This is a genomic window from Alishewanella sp. HH-ZS (genome assembly GCF_001704375.1).
Taxonomy (GTDB): domain Bacteria; phylum Pseudomonadota; class Gammaproteobacteria; order Enterobacterales; family Alteromonadaceae; genus Alishewanella; species Alishewanella aestuarii.
This window is the reverse complement of the sequence record NZ_LZEJ01000019.1, coordinates 1-19000: the sequence shown is the minus strand read 5'-3', so window position 1 is coordinate 19000 and position 19000 is coordinate 1. Positions and strand designations below refer to the sequence as shown.

General features: G+C 49.8%; 18 protein-coding genes. 8 read left to right on the top strand and 10 right to left on the bottom strand.

The annotated features are described in order from the left end of the window. Positions 1 to 33: 33 nt before the first annotated feature. The 3 genes from tdh to A9165_RS09100 all read right to left on the bottom strand — a co-directional run bounded on the left by tdh (position 34) and on the right by A9165_RS09100 (position 3069). The gene (tdh, locus tag A9165_RS09110) at positions 34 to 1059 is read right to left on the bottom strand and encodes an L-threonine 3-dehydrogenase (RefSeq protein ID WP_057788284.1); all 1026 of its coding nucleotides are present in this window, start codon (positions 1057 to 1059) and stop codon (positions 34 to 36) included. Between the two features lie 14 nt (positions 1060 to 1073). Next, entirely contained in the window at positions 1074 to 2270 is a 1197-nt protein-coding gene (locus tag A9165_RS09105) for a glycine C-acetyltransferase (protein ID WP_065955651.1), read from the bottom strand. A gap of 127 nt (positions 2271 to 2397) precedes the next feature. Further along, a complete protein-coding gene (locus A9165_RS09100; RefSeq protein WP_065955650.1) occupies positions 2398 to 3069 on the bottom strand; it encodes a TetR/AcrR family transcriptional regulator in 672 nt (223 codons plus the stop codon). A 107-nt stretch (positions 3070 to 3176) separates the two neighbouring features. Between A9165_RS09100 and coaD the strand changes: the two genes are divergently transcribed. Next, entirely contained in the window at positions 3177 to 3662 is a 486-nt protein-coding gene (coaD, locus tag A9165_RS09095) for a pantetheine-phosphate adenylyltransferase (protein ID WP_008606923.1), read from the top strand. Positions 3663 to 3748: 86 nt separating this feature from the next. Here the strand turns inward: coaD and A9165_RS09090 are convergent, their stop codons facing one another. Then, positions 3749 to 4474, bottom strand: coding sequence for a SapC family protein (locus tag A9165_RS09090; protein ID WP_008950117.1), 726 nt, complete (start codon positions 4472 to 4474; stop codon positions 3749 to 3751). Positions 4475 to 4633: 159 nt separating this feature from the next. Continuing rightward, positions 4634 to 6232 (bottom strand): AbgT family transporter, encoded by a 1599-nt coding sequence (locus tag A9165_RS09085; RefSeq protein ID WP_065955649.1) that lies wholly within the window; start codon positions 6230 to 6232, stop codon positions 4634 to 4636. Positions 6233 to 6543: 311 nt separating this feature from the next. Between A9165_RS09085 and A9165_RS09080 the strand changes: the two genes are divergently transcribed. The 4 genes from A9165_RS09080 (at position 6544) to A9165_RS09065 (ending at position 12020) form a co-directional block, all read left to right on the top strand. Continuing rightward, the gene (locus A9165_RS09080; RefSeq protein ID WP_065955648.1) at positions 6544 to 7293 is read left to right on the top strand and encodes a 3-hydroxybutyrate dehydrogenase; all 750 of its coding nucleotides are present in this window, start codon (positions 6544 to 6546) and stop codon (positions 7291 to 7293) included. Positions 7294 to 7351: 58 nt separating this feature from the next. Further along, positions 7352 to 10816 (top strand): PAS domain-containing hybrid sensor histidine kinase/response regulator, encoded by a 3465-nt coding sequence (locus A9165_RS09075; RefSeq protein WP_255365685.1) that lies wholly within the window; start codon positions 7352 to 7354, stop codon positions 10814 to 10816. A gap of 128 nt (positions 10817 to 10944) precedes the next feature. Continuing rightward, positions 10945 to 11217: a hypothetical protein gene (locus A9165_RS09070; RefSeq protein ID WP_065955646.1), complete on the top strand. Its 273-nt coding sequence runs from the start codon at positions 10945 to 10947 to the stop codon at positions 11215 to 11217. Between the two features lie 356 nt (positions 11218 to 11573). Continuing rightward, positions 11574 to 12020 (top strand): hypothetical protein, encoded by a 447-nt coding sequence (locus A9165_RS09065; protein WP_141686144.1) that lies wholly within the window; start codon positions 11574 to 11576, stop codon positions 12018 to 12020. 248 nt (positions 12021 to 12268) lie between these two features. On the opposite strand, the gene A9165_RS09060 is transcribed toward A9165_RS09065, so the two are convergent. Beyond that, complete coding sequence (locus A9165_RS09060) at positions 12269 to 12724, bottom strand: type II toxin-antitoxin system YhaV family toxin (protein WP_065955644.1); 456 nt, start codon at positions 12722 to 12724, stop codon at positions 12269 to 12271. Between the two features lie 20 nt (positions 12725 to 12744). Continuing rightward, the gene (locus A9165_RS09055; protein ID WP_065955675.1) at positions 12745 to 13077 is read right to left on the bottom strand and encodes a type II toxin-antitoxin system PrlF family antitoxin; all 333 of its coding nucleotides are present in this window, start codon (positions 13075 to 13077) and stop codon (positions 12745 to 12747) included. 79 nt (positions 13078 to 13156) lie between these two features. Between A9165_RS09055 and A9165_RS09050 the strand changes: the two genes are divergently transcribed. Further along, a complete protein-coding gene (locus tag A9165_RS09050) occupies positions 13157 to 13501 on the top strand; it encodes a hypothetical protein (protein ID WP_065955643.1) in 345 nt (114 codons plus the stop codon). A gap of 172 nt (positions 13502 to 13673) precedes the next feature. On the opposite strand, the gene A9165_RS09045 is transcribed toward A9165_RS09050, so the two are convergent. From A9165_RS09045 to A9165_RS09035, 3 genes are read right to left on the bottom strand one after another with little or no spacing between them, the layout of a single operon-like run. Beyond that, positions 13674 to 14261 carry a hypothetical protein gene (locus tag A9165_RS09045; RefSeq protein WP_065955642.1) on the bottom strand — a complete coding sequence of 196 codons (588 nt, stop codon included), beginning with the start codon at positions 14259 to 14261 and terminating at the stop codon, positions 13674 to 13676. A gap of 3 nt (positions 14262 to 14264) precedes the next feature. Continuing rightward, the gene (locus A9165_RS09040; RefSeq protein ID WP_065955641.1) at positions 14265 to 15095 is read right to left on the bottom strand and encodes an RHS repeat-associated core domain-containing protein; all 831 of its coding nucleotides are present in this window, start codon (positions 15093 to 15095) and stop codon (positions 14265 to 14267) included. Next, a complete protein-coding gene (locus A9165_RS09035) occupies positions 15095 to 15952 on the bottom strand; it encodes an RHS repeat domain-containing protein (protein ID WP_141686143.1) in 858 nt (285 codons plus the stop codon). Before A9165_RS09035 ends, A9165_RS09040 begins: the two co-directional genes overlap by 1 nt. 128 nt (positions 15953 to 16080) lie before the next feature. On the opposite strand from A9165_RS09035, the gene A9165_RS09030 reads away from it, so the two are divergent. Further along, positions 16081 to 17331 carry an HlyD family secretion protein gene (locus A9165_RS09030; protein ID WP_065955639.1) on the top strand — a complete coding sequence of 417 codons (1251 nt, stop codon included), beginning with the start codon at positions 16081 to 16083 and terminating at the stop codon, positions 17329 to 17331. An 802-nt stretch (positions 17332 to 18133) separates the two neighbouring features. Next, a partial coding sequence (locus A9165_RS09015; protein ID WP_065955636.1) for an IS630 family transposase occupies positions 18134 to 19000 on the top strand: 867 nt, incomplete at its 3' end.

The window sequence follows — 19000 nt, the reverse complement described above, 5'->3', positions numbered from 1 at the left end:
TATCAACACGCCCTCGTTAAAACCAGCCTTGGCTTAAGACCAGTTTAGGATCACCTTACCCGACTGGCCTGAGCACATAATCTCAAAGCCTTCTTTATAGTTTTCCATTGGCATTTCGTGGGTAATAATCGGGCTTAAATCCAGACCAGACTGAATTAAGCTCGCCATCTTATACCAGGTTTCAAACATTTCCCGGCCGTAAATGCCTTTAATTACCAGGCCTTTAAAGATGACCTTATTCCAGTCAATCGCCATGGTCGACGGCGGAATGCCCAGCATGGCAATCTTACCGCCATGGTTCATGGTATCCAGCATGCTGTTAAAGGCTGCCGGTACGCCAGACATCTCCAACCCAACATCAAAGCCCTCGGTCATGCCCAGCTCCTGCATCACGTCTTTCAGGTTCTGTTTGCTGACATCAACGGCGCGGCTGGCGCCCATTTTTAGCGCCAGCTCAAGCCGGTACGGGTTAACATCGGTTACCACCACATGCCGGGCACCAACATGGCGCGCTACCGCGGCTGCCATAATACCGATAGGGCCGGCCCCGGTGATCAGCACATCTTCACCCACCAGATCAAAAGACAGGGCGGTATGTACGGCATTGCCAAAGGGGTCAAAGATCGCCGCGATATTATCCGGGATATTGTCCGGCAGCTTAAAGGCGTTATAAGCCGGGATCACCAGATATTCAGCAAAAGAGCCGGTACGGTTTACCCCTACGCCAATGGTATTACGGCATAAATGGACGCGGCCGGCGCGGCAGTTACGGCAGTAGCCGCAGGTAATATGGCCTTCGCCGGAGACACGGTCACCCACTTTAAAGCCGCGCACTTCTGAGCCCATGCCTTCAATGACGCCGACATATTCATGGCCAACTACCATGCCATGCGGAATGGTGTTCTGCGCCCATTCATCCCATTTGTAGATATGTACGTCTGTGCCACAGATGGCGGTTTTTTTAATCCGGATCAGCACATCGTTTGGCCCCACTTGCGGTTTCTCAACCTCGGTTTGCCAGATGCCCGGTTCTGCTTTTAATTTTGCTAATGCTTTCATTATTACGCCCCGCCTTATGCGATCACGCCCATGTCTTTACCAATGCGGATAAAGGCCGCAATGGCTTTATCCAGCTGCTCTTTTGTATGTGCCGCCGAAATCTGGGTGCGGATCCGCGCCTGCCCTTTTGGTACTACCGGGAAGGAGAAGCCAACCACATAGATGCCCTCGGCCAGCATCCGTTTCGCCATTTCGGCAGCCACCTTGGCATCACCCAGCATCACCGGAATAATGGCATGATCTTTACCGGCCAGCGTAAAGCCGGCGGCCGTCATCTGCTCGCGGAAATAACTGGCGTTTTGCCACAGTTTTTCGCGCAGCGCGCCGCCCTGCTCCAGCATCTCCAGCACCTTAATTGACGCAGTAACAATAGAAGGTGCTAACGAGTTCGAGAACAGATAAGGCCGTGAACGCTGCCGCAGCCATTCGATAATTTCTTTTTTACCTGAGGTATAACCACCGGAGGCACCGCCCAGCGCCTTGCCCAGGGTGCCGGTAATAATATCGACTCTGTCCATCACCTCACAGTATTCGTGGGTGCCACGGCCGTTCTTACCCACAAAACCGACGGCATGGCTATCGTCAACCATTACCATGGCGTTGTATTTATCGGCCAGATCACACACCGCTTTTAAGTCGGCAATTACGCCATCCATGGAGAACACACCATCAGTGGCAATCAGCTTAAAACGGGCGCCATCGGCATCAGCCTGCTGCAGCTGGGCTTCCAGCTCGGCCATATTGTTATTGGCATAACGGTAGCGTTTGGCTTTACACAGCCGCACACCGTCAATAATAGAGGCATGGTTCAATGCATCCGAGATCACCGCATCTTCGGCGCTGAGGATGGTTTCAAACAAACCGCCATTGGCATCAAAGCAGGAAGAGTACAGGATGGTATCTTCGGTACCTAAAAAGGCACTGATTTTTGCTTCCAGCTGTTTATGGATATCCTGGGTACCACAGATAAAACGCACTGAGGCGACACCAAAGCCGTGGCTTTGCAGGCCCTGCTGCGCGGCAGCAATCAGCTCGGGGTTATTGGCCAGGCCCAGATAGTTATTGGCACAAAAGTTTAGTACCTGCTCGCTACCAACGGTAACGCTGGCTTGTTGTTGTGAGCTGATAATACGTTCTGCTTTGTACAGACCTTCTGCTTTCACCTCTTCGATTTGTTGTTGTAGATGGTGCAGAAAAGCGCCATTGCGCATAAAGCCTCCTCTGGCAATGTAGGCGGGTAAGTTGATTTGACGCGCTATTGTACTTTTTAGCGGCCCTTGCTGCAGCGATTATACCGAAGATTAGCGGGGCTTGCCTGCCCCGCTTGTAAAGAATTGGCTACAAATCGGCCGCAGCCTGATCTGTTCCGACCAGCTGACTATAGTAGTGCTGCAGCTGCAGCATATCGGCGCGGGCGGCAGCGGTGGCATAGGGCTTAAACAACAGCAGTACTTTGAGTACGCCACGGTACAGGTTGGCATGATTCACTTCGGCCTGCGGCGCCTGGGTTTTCAGATAGCTGATCCAGAAGGTAACCAGCAGTTTGATGTTGTGCGCCAGATCGCGGATATCGGCCTCATCAACTGCAATGACGCCCTGGGCTTTTAAGGCTTTAATTACCGTCATCACCCGCGCCAGTACGCCCTGCTGCACCTGCAGGTAATCCTGTTGCAAAGCCGGATCCCGTGACAGGATATCCGGCAGATTGGCGTAGAAAAAATGAAACCGCCACATCAGCTCAAATACGATATCCAGATAATCAGTCAGGGCATCCAGCGGCCTGGCCTGGGCTGAAGGCGGTTTAATCCGGGTTTCCAGCAGCTTGGTATATTCACGGAAAATATGCCGGATAATGTCTTCTTTATTGCGAAAGTGGTAATACAGGTTGCCGGGGCTGATGCCCAGATGGGCCGCAATATGGTTAGTGGTAACCTGACGCTCACCAACCTCATTAAATAACGCAATACTGGCTTGAATAATCCGGTCTTTGGTTCTGAGCTTCTTTTCCATTGCGAACTGCAGGCTTCTTTTTTTAGGCGGTTATTTTGCTATAGTAACGCCAAATTGACGTTAAATGCCAGCAAGCTCTGCGCTGGCCCTGACAGGAACTGCTTTTGATGCATATTCGTGCGATTTACCCCGGTACCTTCGATCCTTTAACCAATGGCCACGCTGATATTGTACTGCGTGCCGCGCGGCTATTTGAAACCGTAATTGTTGCGGTAGCTGCCAACCCCAGCAAACAGCCGTTATTTAGCCTGGATGAGCGGGTCGCGCTGGCCCGGCAGGCCTTTGCCGACTGCCAGAATGTGTCAGTAATTGGGTTTTCTGGTCTGCTGGCTGATTTTGCCAAAAGCCAGCAGGCACAGGTGCTGATCCGCGGTGTACGGGCGGTAGCAGACTATGAGTACGAATTTCAGCTGGCCAGTATGAACCGCTCGTTAAACCCGGAGCTGGACAGTATTTTTATGACGCCGTCGGAGAAAAATACCTTTATCTCGTCGACGCTGGTCAAAGAAGTATGCCGGCATGGCGGCGATGTCGCCAGCTTTGTCCCCGAGCATGTGAAACAGGCCTTACTGGCAAAGTTTGGCCGCGCTTAGTCACGCTTAGCCGCGTTTAACAGTATGTGGTAGCCATCAAACGCAAAACGGCAGCCGAGGCTGCCGTTGCTGTTTGCCGATAACGCTTAGGCCTTAGCGGCTTCTTCGCGCTCAGCCAGTTTTTGTACCAGCTTCTGCGTATGCTGCAGTGACATCAGGTGCGCATAAATTGCCGTCAGATAACCCAGCTTACGCAGTTCCAGGAAGGTTTCGTCGCTCAGCTCATTCAGCTTTTGATCGTCAACCATATGGATGCCGTTGATATTGCGTTTTTCACCGTTAATGGTAACTGTTAGTACCTGCTCTTTCAGTAAGTCCAGGCTTTTCAGTTTTTCCATAAACACTTGCGTCATCTGGGAATAATCAACATACTCACCCATTTGCTGCTTACGTGCAGTTAAAAACTCGCTCTCGCTGCCATCGTCGTTAAACAGCGGGAAACCTTCGGTTTCATTTACCCGCTCTGAAGTTTCATCAATGGCGACAATTAAACGATCACTATCAGGTGCGTCTTGAACCAGCACTAATGGATAGTTACGGACGACTCGTGGCACATACAATGCCCCCCACTTATCATCTTTCAGGATCAAATTCTGTTGTGCCGCCAGGCCTAATAAGACTACTGGTTGGAAGCGTTCAGATTGTTGGTCTTTAACAAACACCACCGGGAACTCAGCACCGGCTACTACAAATTCATGTACTACTACCGGCAGCATATGTTCCTGCGCGATATGACTTAACGGCCGCACTGAGCTGATTTTGGTTTTCGCGTGTTTTTCTTTATGCAGCCCTACAACTTTATTCTGTTCCATAAACGACTCTGTTCTCTGAATTTTTTCTCTAATTGCCCGCCGGTCGCGGGCACCTGTAGCAGATCGGCAGCGCTTTCGGCCAGTTTAGCGAGCAGCTGACCGCGCAATCTGCCCGTGTTATATCACAGCTTTATGACCACAGTAAGACCCTGTTGCCTATTACTGCGTGAATTCATAATAGGTCGGTGAGCCCGGACCAACCGGCAGCCCCAGTAAAAACACCCAGATATAAAACAGCACCACCCAACCGATAAAGAAAATCATGGTATAGGGCAGCATGGTAGCAATCAGGGTACCTATGCCTAGGTCTTTCTTATAGCGGGCAGCCACCGCCAGGATCAGGCCAAAATAGCTCATCATCGGGGTGATCAGGTTGGTTACCGAATCGCCAATGCGGTAAGCAGCCTGGATCACTTCGGGCGAGTAGCCGACAATCATTAGCATCGGTACGAAGATGGGCGCAAAAATTGCCCACTGTGCCGAGGCCGAGCCCAGCGACAGGTTAACAATGGCGCACATCGCAATAAAGAACACAAACAGCATCGGGCCGGTTAAACCGATATCCTGCAGTAAGTTCGCGCCTTTCACCGCCAGAATGGCCCCCAGATTCGACCAGCCAAAGAACGCCACAAACTGCGCCGCAAAAAATACCAGCACGATATAGAGCCCCATCGAGCTGATGCTTTTCGCCATCGCATTTATCACATCGCGGTCGGTTTGCATAGTGCCGACTACCTTGCCGTAGATAAAACCCGGAATGGCAAAGGACACAAAGATAAACACCACTATGCCTTTTAAGAAAGGCGAATCGGCGACTAAGCCAGTATCCGGGTGGCGCAGCACACCATCGGCCGGCACCACGCTAAGTGCCAATAGCAAACAAATACCGAGAAAAGCTAAACCGGCCAGCTTTAAACCCTTACGCTCCTGCGCGCTAAGCTGCTCCAGCTTTTGTTCGCCCAAATCGACGGCAGCTTCACTCACGTTATATTTGCCCAGTTTCGGCTCAACAATTTTTTCAGTGACAAAGGCACCCAGGCCAGCAATAACAAAGGTGCTGACAATCATAAAGAACCAGTTTGCTTCCGGGCCGACTACATAGTTCGGGTCAATCAAATTGGCTGCCGAGGTGGTAAAGCCGGCCAGTAACGGATCGACAGTGCCGATAAAGAGGTTAGCGCTGTAGCCACCGGATACGCCGGCAAAGGCCGCCGCTAAACCCGCCAGCGGATGGCGCCCCAGCGAGTGGAAAATTACTGCCGCCATCGGGATCAGTACCACATAGCCCAGCTCGGACGCAGTATTCGAGATAATACCGGCAAAGACTATAGTGACAGTGACCATGCGCTTAGAGGCATTCATCACCAGGCCGCGCATGGCGGCAGAAATCAGACCGGAATGTTCGGCAATACTGACCCCCAGTAACGCAACCAGCACCACACCCAGCGGCGGGAAGTTGGTAAAGTTGGTGACCAGATTCGAGACAATACGCTGCAAGCCATCTACATTCATCAGGCTGACTACCCGGATCATGCCATCGGCGGCGCGACCGGCAGTGCCTTCCGGGCGGGGATCGACAGCACTGAAATCAAAGTAGCCGGCAATACCGCTGCCAATCACTACGGCCAGCGCAAAGCAGGCAAACAGCGTAACCGGATGCGGTAATAAATTACCTAAAAATTCTACGGTATCGAGAAAGCGGGTAAACCAGCCACGTTGTTCCGGGGCGCCTTGCGGCGTCCTGCTGGTAGTTGTCATAGGTGTATCCTCTTGGTCTGCGGCAGGCACTGTCTTAGCAGGCCTTTGTTCTGGCTCTGGTTTTTAGTGGACAACAACGCTCAGCAAACATATGCCGGCAGTTTGTCATGGTGCAACCAGGCCTGATTATTATATAAAGTGGCTAAAGTTATCATAAGACGCCGCCTTAGCAAAGGCGCGCTGCCGCAGCTGACCGGCGCTTTAGCCTGCCGGCAGCAGCACCAAACTGCGGGTTATAGCACTAAAGTACCGTTGAGGAAGCGGCCGCGCTTTTCTAGTATCGCAGTATAACCCTTTGCCGGAGAGAAAAAATGCGGGTACTGATTACAGGAGCAACAGGTGGTATTGGCTTTGCGGTCGCGGAGGCCTTTGCCGCCGCCGGCTATCAGGTGGTACTGGCCGATTTGGACGAAGGCTTGCTCAACACCAAGGTGTTGTTGTTGCGCAGCCGTGGCTATCAGGCCGACTGCTGCGTGCTGGATGTGACCAATGCCGAGCACATTGCGGCCTGTGCCGCGCGTTTTCCGGCCGATATTCTGGTCAATAATGCCGGTATTCAGCATGTGGCGCGGCTGGAAGATTTTCCACCGGAAAAGTGGCAGCTGTTAATTGAGGTGATGCTAACCGGCCCGGCGATGCTGACCCGCGCCATGCTACCGCAGATGCGCGCCAACAATTTTGGCCGGGTGATTAATATAGGCTCTATTCATGCACTGGTCGCCTCGCCGTTTAAATCGGCCTATGTCGCCGCTAAACACGGCCTGCTGGGCTTTAGTAAGGTGGTGGCGCTGGAGAATGCTGACTGTAATTTGACGATCAATACGATCTGTCCGGCTTATGTCAAAACGCCACTGGTAGAAAAACAGATCGCCGCCCAGGCCAAGGAGCATAATCTGACCGAACAACAGGTCGTGGAGCAGATTATGCTGGCGCCAATGCCGCAAAAAGCCTTTATTGATGTCAGTGAAATTGCTCAAACCGCGCTGTTTTTATGCCAGGACGCCGCCAAACATATTACCGCGCAAACGCTGGTATTGGACGGTGGCTGGACGGCGCGCTAGCAAGTTGCCCACTTCTTCGGCACAATCAGCTTAATCTTTTATGCAAGCTGCGGCTGAAATGATTCAAAATGCCAGCGGCATCGGTCTGGCGACCCTTGCTGCCATCTCATTGCTGTATTTACTGGTGCTGTATTCGGTGGGCTTATTTGGCCGCCGGGTCAGTGCCGGTCATCCGCTGGCGCCCTGGGTTTTTAGTTTAGCGCTGTCGATTTACTGCACCTCCTGGGCGTTCTATGGCGTGACCGCGCAGGCAGTGGTTAATGGCTGGTGGCTGCCGCCAACCTATATCGGCTCCTTTATCCTGTTCTGGTTTGGCTTTAAGTTGGTGGCGCGTATCGCCATTGCCTGTCGCCGCTACCGCATTACCTCCATTGCTGACTTTATCGCCACCCGCTTTGGTCACTCCCGGCTACTGGCAGTATTAACCACCGTGATCCTGTTTTTGGCGGTGATGCCCTATGTCGCACTGCAGCTGCAGGCGGTAGCCACCAGTATTAATACGCTGGTTGGCAGCGAAACCGGTGAGCATTGGTATACCGATACCGGGCTCTATGTGTGCCTGTGGATGGCGGTATTTGCTATGTTGTTTGTCAGCAAAAGTGCCAAGGCACACCAGCCGAACCCCGGCCTGATGACCGCCATTGCCTTTGAGTCTTTGGTCAAGTTACTGGCGTTGCTGGCCATTGGGGCCTTTGTGGTTTGGGGCATGTTTGATGGCTTTGCCGATATTTTCCAGCGCGCAACCGACAGCGAGGCCGTGCAGCAGGTGCAACAGCGTGCGCTGCCGGCACATACCTATTGGGTGCATGTGCTGCTCGGTTTTGCCGCCACCCTCTGTTTACCGCGGCAGTTTCATGTCAGCTTTGTCGAAAACCAGCGCCTGAGCCATTTACGCAGCGCGCGCTGGCTATTTCCGCTCTATCTGCTCCTAATGGGGATCTTTACGCTTCCGCTGGGGCTGGCCGGGGTAATGTTACTGGGCAGTCAGGCCAATATTGATTTGGTGGTATTACAACTGCCGCTGGCGGCTAACCGCACTGATATTGCGCTGCTGGCCTATCTGGGCGGCTTTTCGGCAGCGACCAGTATGGTGGTGGTGGCGTCGGTTGTATTGGGGATCCTGATCACCAACGAATTACTGGTGCCGCTGTTATTCCGGCGCCGCCGGCTGACCGAAACTCACCAGAACCCGATTAAAATTGCCACCCTGCGCCGGCTATCAATGCTACTGGTGTTGTTAATCGGCTTTATTTATTACCGCGCCGTCGGCAGTGGCACGGCGCTGGCACAGCTGGGTTTAATGGCCTTTGCCCTGGTCGCCCAACTGGCACCGGTACTGATTCTGGGACTGTTATCGCGGCGCATTAACCGCAGCGGCGCCATTGCCGGCCTAATTAGCGGTGCGCTGATCTGGGCCTATATCCTGCTGCTGCCCGAACTGGTGCGGGCCGGTGTTTTCCACAGTGATCTACTGCAGCAAGGGCCCTTTGGCATCGGCCTGCTGGCACCACAGCAGTTATTCGGCTGGCAGGGCGACAGCATTACACTGGGGGTAGTGTTAAGCCTGAGTGTAAACTGCCTGATGATTTTGCTGGTGAGCCAGTTTAGCAAAACCGGTTTGGGCGAATATCTGCAGGGCAGCCGCTTTTTACGCCATAGCCGTGCCAGTGGCCCTAAACCGCAGTTACAGCTGACCAGCGAGGAGTGTGTTTTACTGGTCAGGCGCTTTGCCGGCGAGCGCGAAGCGCAGCGGCTGTTACAGCGTAATCTTAAACAACCGGCAACTGAGCTGCAGCGACAGGCGCCGGCTAATCTGATCCAGGCCACCGAGCGCAGCCTGGCAGCGGTACTGGGTGGTGCCTCGATGCGTCTGGTAATAGATGCGGTGAGCCGCCATCATCCGCTGCCGATGGAAACGGTCGAACGCTTTGTCGATGAGGCCAGCCAGGTGTTTCGCTTTAACCAAAATTTGCTGTTATCAACCATCGACAATATCAGCCAGGGCATTGCCGTGGTGGATGCCGAGCAGCGGCTGATCGCCTGGAACCGGCGTTATATTGAGATGTTTAACTACCCGGCCGGTATGGTCGAAGTCGGCAAACCCGTTGCCGAGCTGATCCGCTTTAATTTGCAGCGCGGCCTGATCGACAGCGCCGATATTGAAGCCGAGATCCAAAAACGTATCGGCTATTTACGCCAGGGCAGCCCCTATAAGGTGCAACGGCAGCAGCAGGATGGCCGGGTACTGGAAATTCAGGGTAACCCGCTGCCCGGTGGTGGCTTTGTCACCACCTATACCGATGTCAGCTCCTTTATTGCCGTACAGCAACAGCTGGAGCAAAGTAACCAGTTGCTGGAACAACGGGTAACGGAACGCACCAGCGAGCTGCAGCAGCTAAATAATCAACTACAAAAAACCCAGCGCCAGTTAGAGGCCAGTACCCAGGCCAAGACCCGCTTTTTTGCTGCTGCCAGCCATGATTTGATGCAGCCTTTTAATGCCGCCGCCCTCTTTGCCAGCTTATTGCGGCAAAAGTGCACTGAGCCGGAGCTGCAGCAGCTAAGCAGTAACCTTAGTCAGTCACTGGACTCGGCTGAAGAATTACTGACGGCCATTCTCGACCTGACCAAGCTCGACTCCGGTATTGTGAAACCGCATTATCAGCCGGTAGCGGTCGCGCAACTGCTGCAGGATCTGGCGCGTGATGCTGCAGTGTTGGCCGAACGTAAAGGGCTGAGTTTCAGCTTACATAGCAGCAAGCTAACGGTAAATACCGACCGCAAGCTGCTAAAGCGGGTACTGCAAAACCTGCTGGCCAATGCGATTCGTTATACGCCAAGTGGCCGGGTGGTACTGGGGGTGAAACGTAGCGGCGGCCAGCTCAGAATTTGTGTGCTGGATACCGGTGTCGGCATTGCCGCTGCCGATCAGCAACGTATTTTTGAAGAATTCCAGCAAGGCAGCCAACCCGACCAAAAGGGCCTCGGCTTAGGGCTGGCCATTGCGCATCGGATTAGTACCATGCTGCAGCATCCGCTGCAGCTACAGTCGATAGAAGGCCATGGCAGCTGCTTTAGTGTCGCGGTACCGCTCAGTGCGGCCAGCCAGACCGCCGCCAGCAGTGCCCTGCTGCCAAATGAAGTCAGCGCCAGTTTTTCTGATAAAAAGATCCTGCTGCTGGATAACGAACCCCAGCTATTAAAGGCCGTACAGAGTCTGCTACAAAGCTGGCACTGCGAAGTAAAGGCCGTAAGCCAACCCGCAGAGGCGCTATCGGCCCTGCAACAGGGCTTTGTCCCGGACCTGTGTTTATTTGACTACCATTTGGACAATAACGCCACCGGCATCGAGGTCGCCAATCAACTCAGCGCCCATCTAGCTTTAACCGCACCGGTGATTATCCACTCTGCCGATCATGACCAACAGATCCGCGAGTTAGCGCTAAATAGCGGTTATTACTTTTTACTAAAACCGTTAAAGCCAGCAGCATTAAAACGCTTATTTCAGCGGTTGTTGAAATAGCAGTCATGCCAGAGCATGCTATAGTTCTGTTAGTGCGTATCAAAACTGACGTTGAGGACTTACTCAGTTTAGAGAGGATAAGGTTTAATTAACGTGATCATGTATTGATAATTTTTTTGAGAATGGCTATGAAAAATAATTTCAGTGATCATGAATGGGTCAATATTAGAAAAACAGGCTTAAATCGCTTCGCTTTAAAACATGGCGTGCTGGTTTGGGGGCTGTTTATGTTTATCACCATGACCACTTATAACTATCTATTTATCTTCGATAGCAGTAACGGCAATCTATACTTATTCCTATTCCGAAATGCACTAATATGGACTGTAGCTGGCTATTTGTATGGTGTTTGGGTCTTTATCGCAAGAGAAAAGCAGTTTAAAAAAAGCCAGCATCATTAACTTCCCCTTCAAACCGGCTGTAGCCATACGCCTACCGCAACCGTATGGCCAGAGCCTGCCTGGGGCGCCTTTCAAACTCTTTTAGTTTCGTTGAATTCGATTGGCTCAACGTGTATTGCTGCTCTGGCTTTTTGAAAAAGTGCGGTGTCTATCTCGATTGGCTGGTTTCTTAGCATACGCCATATTCCGGCATTTTTTAATCATTTTGCATCCCCAGAAAGTCGGTTACCGCGATGCCTTTATTTCAATTCCGGTTTGTTATGGCACTATGCAAGATGGTGCCAGTATGAAACACTCTTAGCTCAAATTATTTTGGAGGGAATCTGATGAAACTAATATTCACTGCAGCTGGTCTGGTGTTATTGCCTTTTACAACATCAGCTATGGATGCAAAAGCTGTTTGTGAGCAGTTACAGCCTGTAATGACTGAGCTTAGAGCTCAACTACCACAAGACGTCGATTATATGACAAAGTTAACAGGTGTCCAGGCGATTTTCCTAAGTGGAAACTGCCTACTTAACTACACCTATGTGGTATCTGCAAAACACTTTTTACAAGAAATGTCGGCAGAGAATCAGTTAAGCGCAGAAGAAAATCTGGAGTTACTGCAAACTGATGACGGCATTAACGCGGTAAAGTCTGTATTTTCTGATATGGCAAAGAATGCAGCAGCTGCACATTTTGCCGTGTTTACCACCATCCCCAAGATCAAAATCACCTATAGCCACAGTTTTGACAACCAGAAAATCCCGTCACAAACCACAGTGGTGCTGGATAATACGCAGTTACCAGAGATGGACTAAAAGACTTGCGAAGTGGGAGACGCTGGTCATAGTTCAAGTTTGTACGACCAGCGTAACGTAATCATTTAGCGACTTTGACCTTATATTAAAGCGTGCTACCGTTAAACGGTTGTCGAAACGGCCGTGCGCACCTTATCCAGTCGCCAATCAGTGATGCTGTGCTACGTGGCCATCGTTAGGTATGTTATTTAGTTAGCTACGAGCAACATCTTGCTGATATTGCTCGTAGTAGATCTAACCAACCATAACTAAGGCGAGAGTTGCGTATCCTTTGCAGCGTTTAAAAGTGCATCCCAATCATCCGGGGGATTGTCTGACTTTAGCATCTTTGCGAATACTTTGTAGGCATCCGTCTTACTGTCGTAGGCTCGTTTGCTGTCTTCATAATTGACCCAAGCATAAACAATAACTTTCGACTCAAGATGATATCGAAAGCATAGCCGATACTGTTGAAAAAACTTGGCACGGAACCAGTGTTTATTATGGTCACCTAATGTCGTCCCTTGGCGATAGTCTGGCAATGTTGGATCTTGAGGAATAATCTCAAATGCCAGCTTATAGATTGCCGCTAACCGCTTCGCATCGTTTTTCTTACTGTACCCTTGTGGATCTTTTGCTTTTAATGCCCCAACTTTGTCTTTCAACGTTTGGAACTGCTGCGCAAAAAGAGGGTGGGCAAATAGCGTCCAACCATTGACCACCATCGGAACATTGTCTGGCAAAGTTATTCATCCTTATCAGACAATCCTGCATCCAAATCCACTTCTACCCCAGCAACCAGCGATGCCACGCTCTGACGCATACTCGCAGATAATAGTTGTAACTTTTCAGGATGCTTTTGCATATCAACAGCCAAGAAGGATAGAAACTGGTCCAGCACAGGATCGGTTTCCGCCGTTTCAGCCCGTTGCATCAGCACACTACCATCGGATTGGATGATGTATTTAATCTTGTCTCTCTTATCCAGATGCAATGCCTGACGCACAGGACTTGGTACTGTTGTCTGGAAACGATCTGTTAATGTTGACTCTGCTTCCAAAGCCATTTGTGCAAACATAATGATCTCCGCAGGTTCAAGATGGCTAACAACTGTTAGTTTAGCCACAAAGTAGAGGCAATGCAAATGCATTACCCCTATGCAAGTTGTTAAAATAGCCGCCGCACAAAAAATCGGCACGCCTCCCGATACTTGGCCTTACAGGGCTGATGATGGATTGCGCATGATGATCTCCATGCGAATATTTAACCATTACCATGTCAACATAGCCGGAACCATCAATGCCTATAAACACCTATACCAAAAAGCGATACAACGCGGCCTTGTGAATAAAACAGATGAAGATGAACAAAAATTTTATAACTTTATCTGTCACACCGAGATCCAGCATCTATCAGACATCCTCTATCAAGACGCACCAATCCCGGATAACTTCTCTGATGTAAAACACCTATTATTTGAACGCACTTTAAACCGCAAATGACAGCAGCCTGATCAGCATTAAGCAGCAGAACTGATCAGTCACCGCCAGCAGAAAAGATCAATTTGTGCAGCACCGCCAAATGCTGGCGCTGCACCACATTGCCCGCCCTGCTGTTAAGCATTGATCACCTCTGCCGGTAAGCACTGACCGAGCTGCTGGTGGTTTTTCGTGCCTAATCTGAATGCTTTTCAGCTTTAGCTTTTTTCTTGGCTTGATGCTTATCCCACCATTGTTCACGCAGACTATCTGCCAAAACAAAAGCTAAACACGCCAGTAAAATTGCAAGTATGTTGGGATTTAATCGCTTTCCTAACCCATTTGCTGGATAAATCAGTTGTTTCCTTGGGGATTTTAAATCGACTGCGTAAACCCTTAAAATTCCATCGGTTTTATTTATTTTACTGAATATTCCTCGGGTTCTTTGGGTATGAAAAATCACTTCCTGAGGCGAACCTGCATATGACATGGCATCGGATAGATTTTTACATTTTTGCCACGCTCTCAACCATATCTCCTCTTCTCGCAGAGATGTATAAAGTATGATGTCGTCAGATCCTCGGAAGCGGCTTCTGCATTCAAAGCTATATAGCGTTCCTTCAACTTTTGTAAGCTCAGCCTCATTCACTCCAGTGGTGTAGTACCGAAAATGCCAAGATAAATAGAGCAATATAGCTATCAACATTAATTGAACCGGGGGAGGTAACCTCTTTAGCCGAGAAATTATTTTTGATTCTTTGGGCAGTGTAGGGATTTTTTGCACTGTTTATTCCTTTTTCCTATCTTCAAGAGACTTGGCTAAATTTTTAGAATCTATACGGCCATTCACTGAATAGGTTTGTACACCACTGGCTATATTAGCTGCCTCTCTCGTAGATGAGACAATTGAGGCTGCATCAGCGGCCGTAGCAGTGCCTTTGATAATGCCTTTAACAGCACCGGGACCACCACTCATATTCGTAATGCTATCTCCAACATTACCTGCCGAGTTTACAATCGATTTATCAAGATCAAGAGCATCAGTAATAAGCTCAGCCCCCATACCTAACATGCTTCTGTTACCAGTCCACGCAGTGCGAATACTATCAAGACTTAAAGCAAGCCCACCAGCTGCTGGCAAAGTTCCAATGCCCGTCGCACCAACACCTACACTAGCAACTACGCCCACGCCCCCTAAAGCCACACCAGCCGGATCATTGGGTGCCATTATATCATTTGCGTGAGACTGAGCCTGTCGGATTTGTTGTTGCGCCTGTTGCATTTGGCCCATGCTTCGATACCTTGCCATATCACTAGCGTTTCTTGGGAACTTACCATCCGGGTCGGTATATTTATACGGATTATTATTCGCATAAGCATACCGGTTAAACATCATCGGATTGCTGGCGGTAAAGCCTACCGGGTCATTTGAATAAAACCGCCCGATGATTGGGTCATAATACCGCTGCTGCATATAGGTTAACTGCAGGTCATTATCTTCTACATGGCCGGTATAACCTGGCTCATCCGATTGAGTCCGAGGGTCTGCATACTTGGCTACGAGCTGGCTGCCTAAGTAGTAATAGTCGGTATAACCTTTACTTTCATAGGTACTCATCAACACTCCAGCGCTGTTATACAGACTATAGGTTTTTGCGCCGTTTTTGTTTTTGATTCTTTCTCTATCAGGCCAAGTGAATTGTATTGATACTCCCACGCAGTACTTCCTGAAGTCAGACTACTCAGGTTACCCTGCGCATCGTAGGTATAAAGGCTATTGCCGCTACTATCCGGATAGGTAATTTGCCGAATATTGCCGATATTGTCATAGCTAAAACTGGTTTTCTCACTCGCGAGCACACTCGCCGTAGCACAGGTGTTATTTGCACCGGACGCCCCTTTTGCTTCCCAAAGAATATCGCCAACCGCATTATAATCGTATGCCGTTGCTCCAACATCCGGACGGTACAGACGGCATAGCCGCTGCTGCGCATTGTAGTAGCGTGACTCTGTTACGCCACCCTGAACAATACTTGAGACATTGTCGAACACGTTATAGCTAATTGTTGTTGTGACATTCTCAGGTTGACTGATAAGCGAGGGGAGTTTTTGCTCTGGCGAATCAAATGCTCGATAGGTGGTAGTGGTAAGGTTACCTAACGCATCAACTGTTTCTACACGATTGTTCGTTAAATAATAATCATCAACCCCCGTATTATCGACGGTGGAGTACTGCCGCTTAACCCGTTGCAACCCATCGTACAGGGTTGCCTGACCATTTGATTCATAATCATTTTCACTTGAGAACGACTTAAATACGGGCTGGTTATAGGCATCAAACTGCTGACGTACGTACACATTAATATTACGCGCTGGCGACTCTGCCCCTATACCAAAGCGTGCTACCGTTAGACGGTTGTCAAAATGGCTGTGACAACGGCATTCCAATATAAAATTTATAGTTATCAATAACAAGAGCGACTCTCAGATCTCATCGTTTTAAGAAAACTCTCGATTATAAAAAATTATTCTTAAGACCGCCTTTACCAGCGAAACGTCATTGACTATTTATTAATCACCAATATTTAACTTATTTATCACAAATGACAGGGAATAACCTTTTCCGGCTTGCCGCAGTAAAACAGCAGGCGAACCGGCTGGAAGGCGATGTCTTGATAGCCCAGCCGCTTAGCAGTACCGTCCTGACGGCCAGCTTGTTAGCCATAGTTGCCAGCCTAATCAGCTTTCTGGCACTGGCAGATTTTAACCGCAAAGAAACGGTGGCTGGTTATCTGCAACCCAACAGCGGGCTGGCTAAAATCTACGCTGGCCGCAGTGGTGTGATCAGTAAAGTCTTTGTGCAGGATGGCAAAGAGGTTGTCGCGGGTGCGCCCCTGGTGCTGCTGCAATTTCCGGATCAGTTGGCTGCCGGGGAGAGCCTGGTGCAAAGCCTGCAAGCCAGCCTGCTGTCGCAGCAACAGTTGCTAAGCGAACGTAAACAACAGCTGCAACTACAATTTTCACAACAACAGCAGGAACTTGAACAACGTCAGGCGCTGCAGCAGTTACTACTTAGCGAACAACTGCAGCAAATCCACTTATTAGAGCAACGCTGGCAACTGCAACAGCAAAGAGTGAACCGCCTGACGCAACTTGCAGAGAATGGTGCGATCAGCCGTCTGGATCTGCAGGCACAACAGGAAGCCGCGCTGCAACTGCAGCAACAGTTGGCAGAGCTTAGCAGTAGCCGGCAGCAATTACTGGCTAATCAGGCACAACTGGCAGGCCAACTGCAACGTCTGCCAGCCGAACAACAACAGCAACTAAGCTTGCTGGAGACTGAAGAGAGCCGGCTGCAACAACAGCAACTGGAATTACAAGGCCGGCAACAATTATTACTAAGCGCTCCGGTTGCAGGCCGCGTCACCAACTTAATCGCCGAACCGGGCAAAACCATTACCGGACAACAACCACTACTAACCATTTTACCCGCCACAGCCAGTCTGGAAGCCATTTTATTGGTACCCACCCGGGCCTTTGGTTTTGTGCAACCAGGTCAACGCACCCGCTTACGCTTTGAGGCCTTTCCCTACCAACGCTTTGGCATCTATGAAGGCGAAGTTATCCATACCGGGCAGGCCATTTTGTTACCAAATGAATTAGAGATGCCAGTGCCAATCCAGGAACCGGTATACCGGGTCGCGGTGGCACTGGATAGTCAGGAGATCCGCGCTTACGGCAGCAGCGTCCCGCTGCAATCGGGCATGCTGCTAAGCGCAGATATCGTGCTGGAGCAACGCAGCTTACTCAGCTGGTTACTTGAGCCGATTAGCAGCCTGAGAGGCAGGCTGTAATTACTTACCTACTCAAGGAGAAATATTATGCAAGAATTAAGTTTTGAGCAAGTTACCCTCGTAAGTGGGGGAAGTGTGGTCACCTGTACAGCACTTGGGACTACTGCAGGTGGAATTGCGGGAGGCGCGGGAGGTCAATATGCGGGCACGACTATTGGTGCAGCAGTTGGAAGCCTCTTCGGACCTCCGGGTGTCATTGCAGGGGCGTTTATTGGAAGCTTTATAGGAAGACGGCATGGTGCAACTATCGGTTCAGCCGCGGGCGGAGCAATTGGTGCTGTAGCCTGTGGAGGATAATTTCTGAAACATAAGAGAGAGTATAACTCTCTCTTATTAAAATGGTGCTATTATGGAAAATATCAAAACAACCTTGGCTGGAGTGATCTCATCCTCGACTGCCTATATAACATATGCCATATTTAAATCACCACCGCTCGACTACTTTCTTTATTCTATTTTAATATTTCTGACCTTTCTAATTTACGAAAGAAAGTTAGGAAGCGAACCCCCAAAAGAAATTCCAGAAAATTTCATTTTCAGCACTCTATTATCAGCTAGCTGGCCATTAATAATATTAATATCATTTAACACATTCAGCAAAAGTGACCACCATTGGATTCTTTATGTATTCGCAGTACATCTTGGAATGTATGTAAATGACTTTATTATACTTCACTATAAGAATACCGAAAAATAGCTAAATAAATATTCCAAATAATAGATCACTCAGGGAAGGGAACTCAATGCAGTTTGCGCGATCAGATCGGTCGCCAAACTAATAAGCCACACAAACGCATTGAGTATGAACAGGATAGCATTTTTATATGGCGTACAAACCCGCCGATTGAAGAAGATTATTCATAAAACACGAGATAGAGACCTTTGCCGCCGTGCGAATGCCGTCTTGCTGGTGTTGAAAGGTAAAACCAAGTCAGAGGTTGCGAGCCTACTGCAAGCGGGTCGGTCATCGCTTAACCGCTGGTTGAAATGGTATGACGTTGCCGGTGTTGATGGTCTAAAAACGAAAGGCGTTGGTCGACCCGTTAGGCAGAATCGGGATTTTATCTGTGGCGTGCTGAAAATTTTGCTGAAGTACACGCCAAGGACGCTTGGATATCAGCGTTCACGCTGGAGTACTGAGTTGTTTGCGCTGTTACTGAACAAGTTATGCAACATTCAGATCCACAGCTCAACAATCAGACGCTGGTTGCCCAAAGCAGGAATTGTCTGGCGGCGAGCTGCGCCGACTCTTTATATCCAAGACCCGGATAAAGAGGAGAAACTGGCGGCTATCCGGGAGGCGCTGGCAGATAACAGTATTGACCACCCGGTGTTTTACCAGGATGAAGTGGACATCCATCTGAATCCTAAAATCGGTGCAGATTGGGGGCACCGTGGCGAGCAGCGTAAAGTGGCAACACCAGGACAGAACAAGAAACATTATCTGGCGGGAGCGTTACACGGCCAGACTGGGCAAATCGTTTATGTAGGTGGCGAGCGCAAGACCAGTGACTTATTTATTGAATTACTGGAGAAGCTTAAAAGCCAATATCGTCGGGCTAAAAGCATTCGGTTAATCGTGGATAATTACATCATCCACAAGAGCAAGAAAACCCAGAAGTGGCTGAGCGACAACCCAAAGTTCAAATTACTGTTCTTGCCAGCTTAT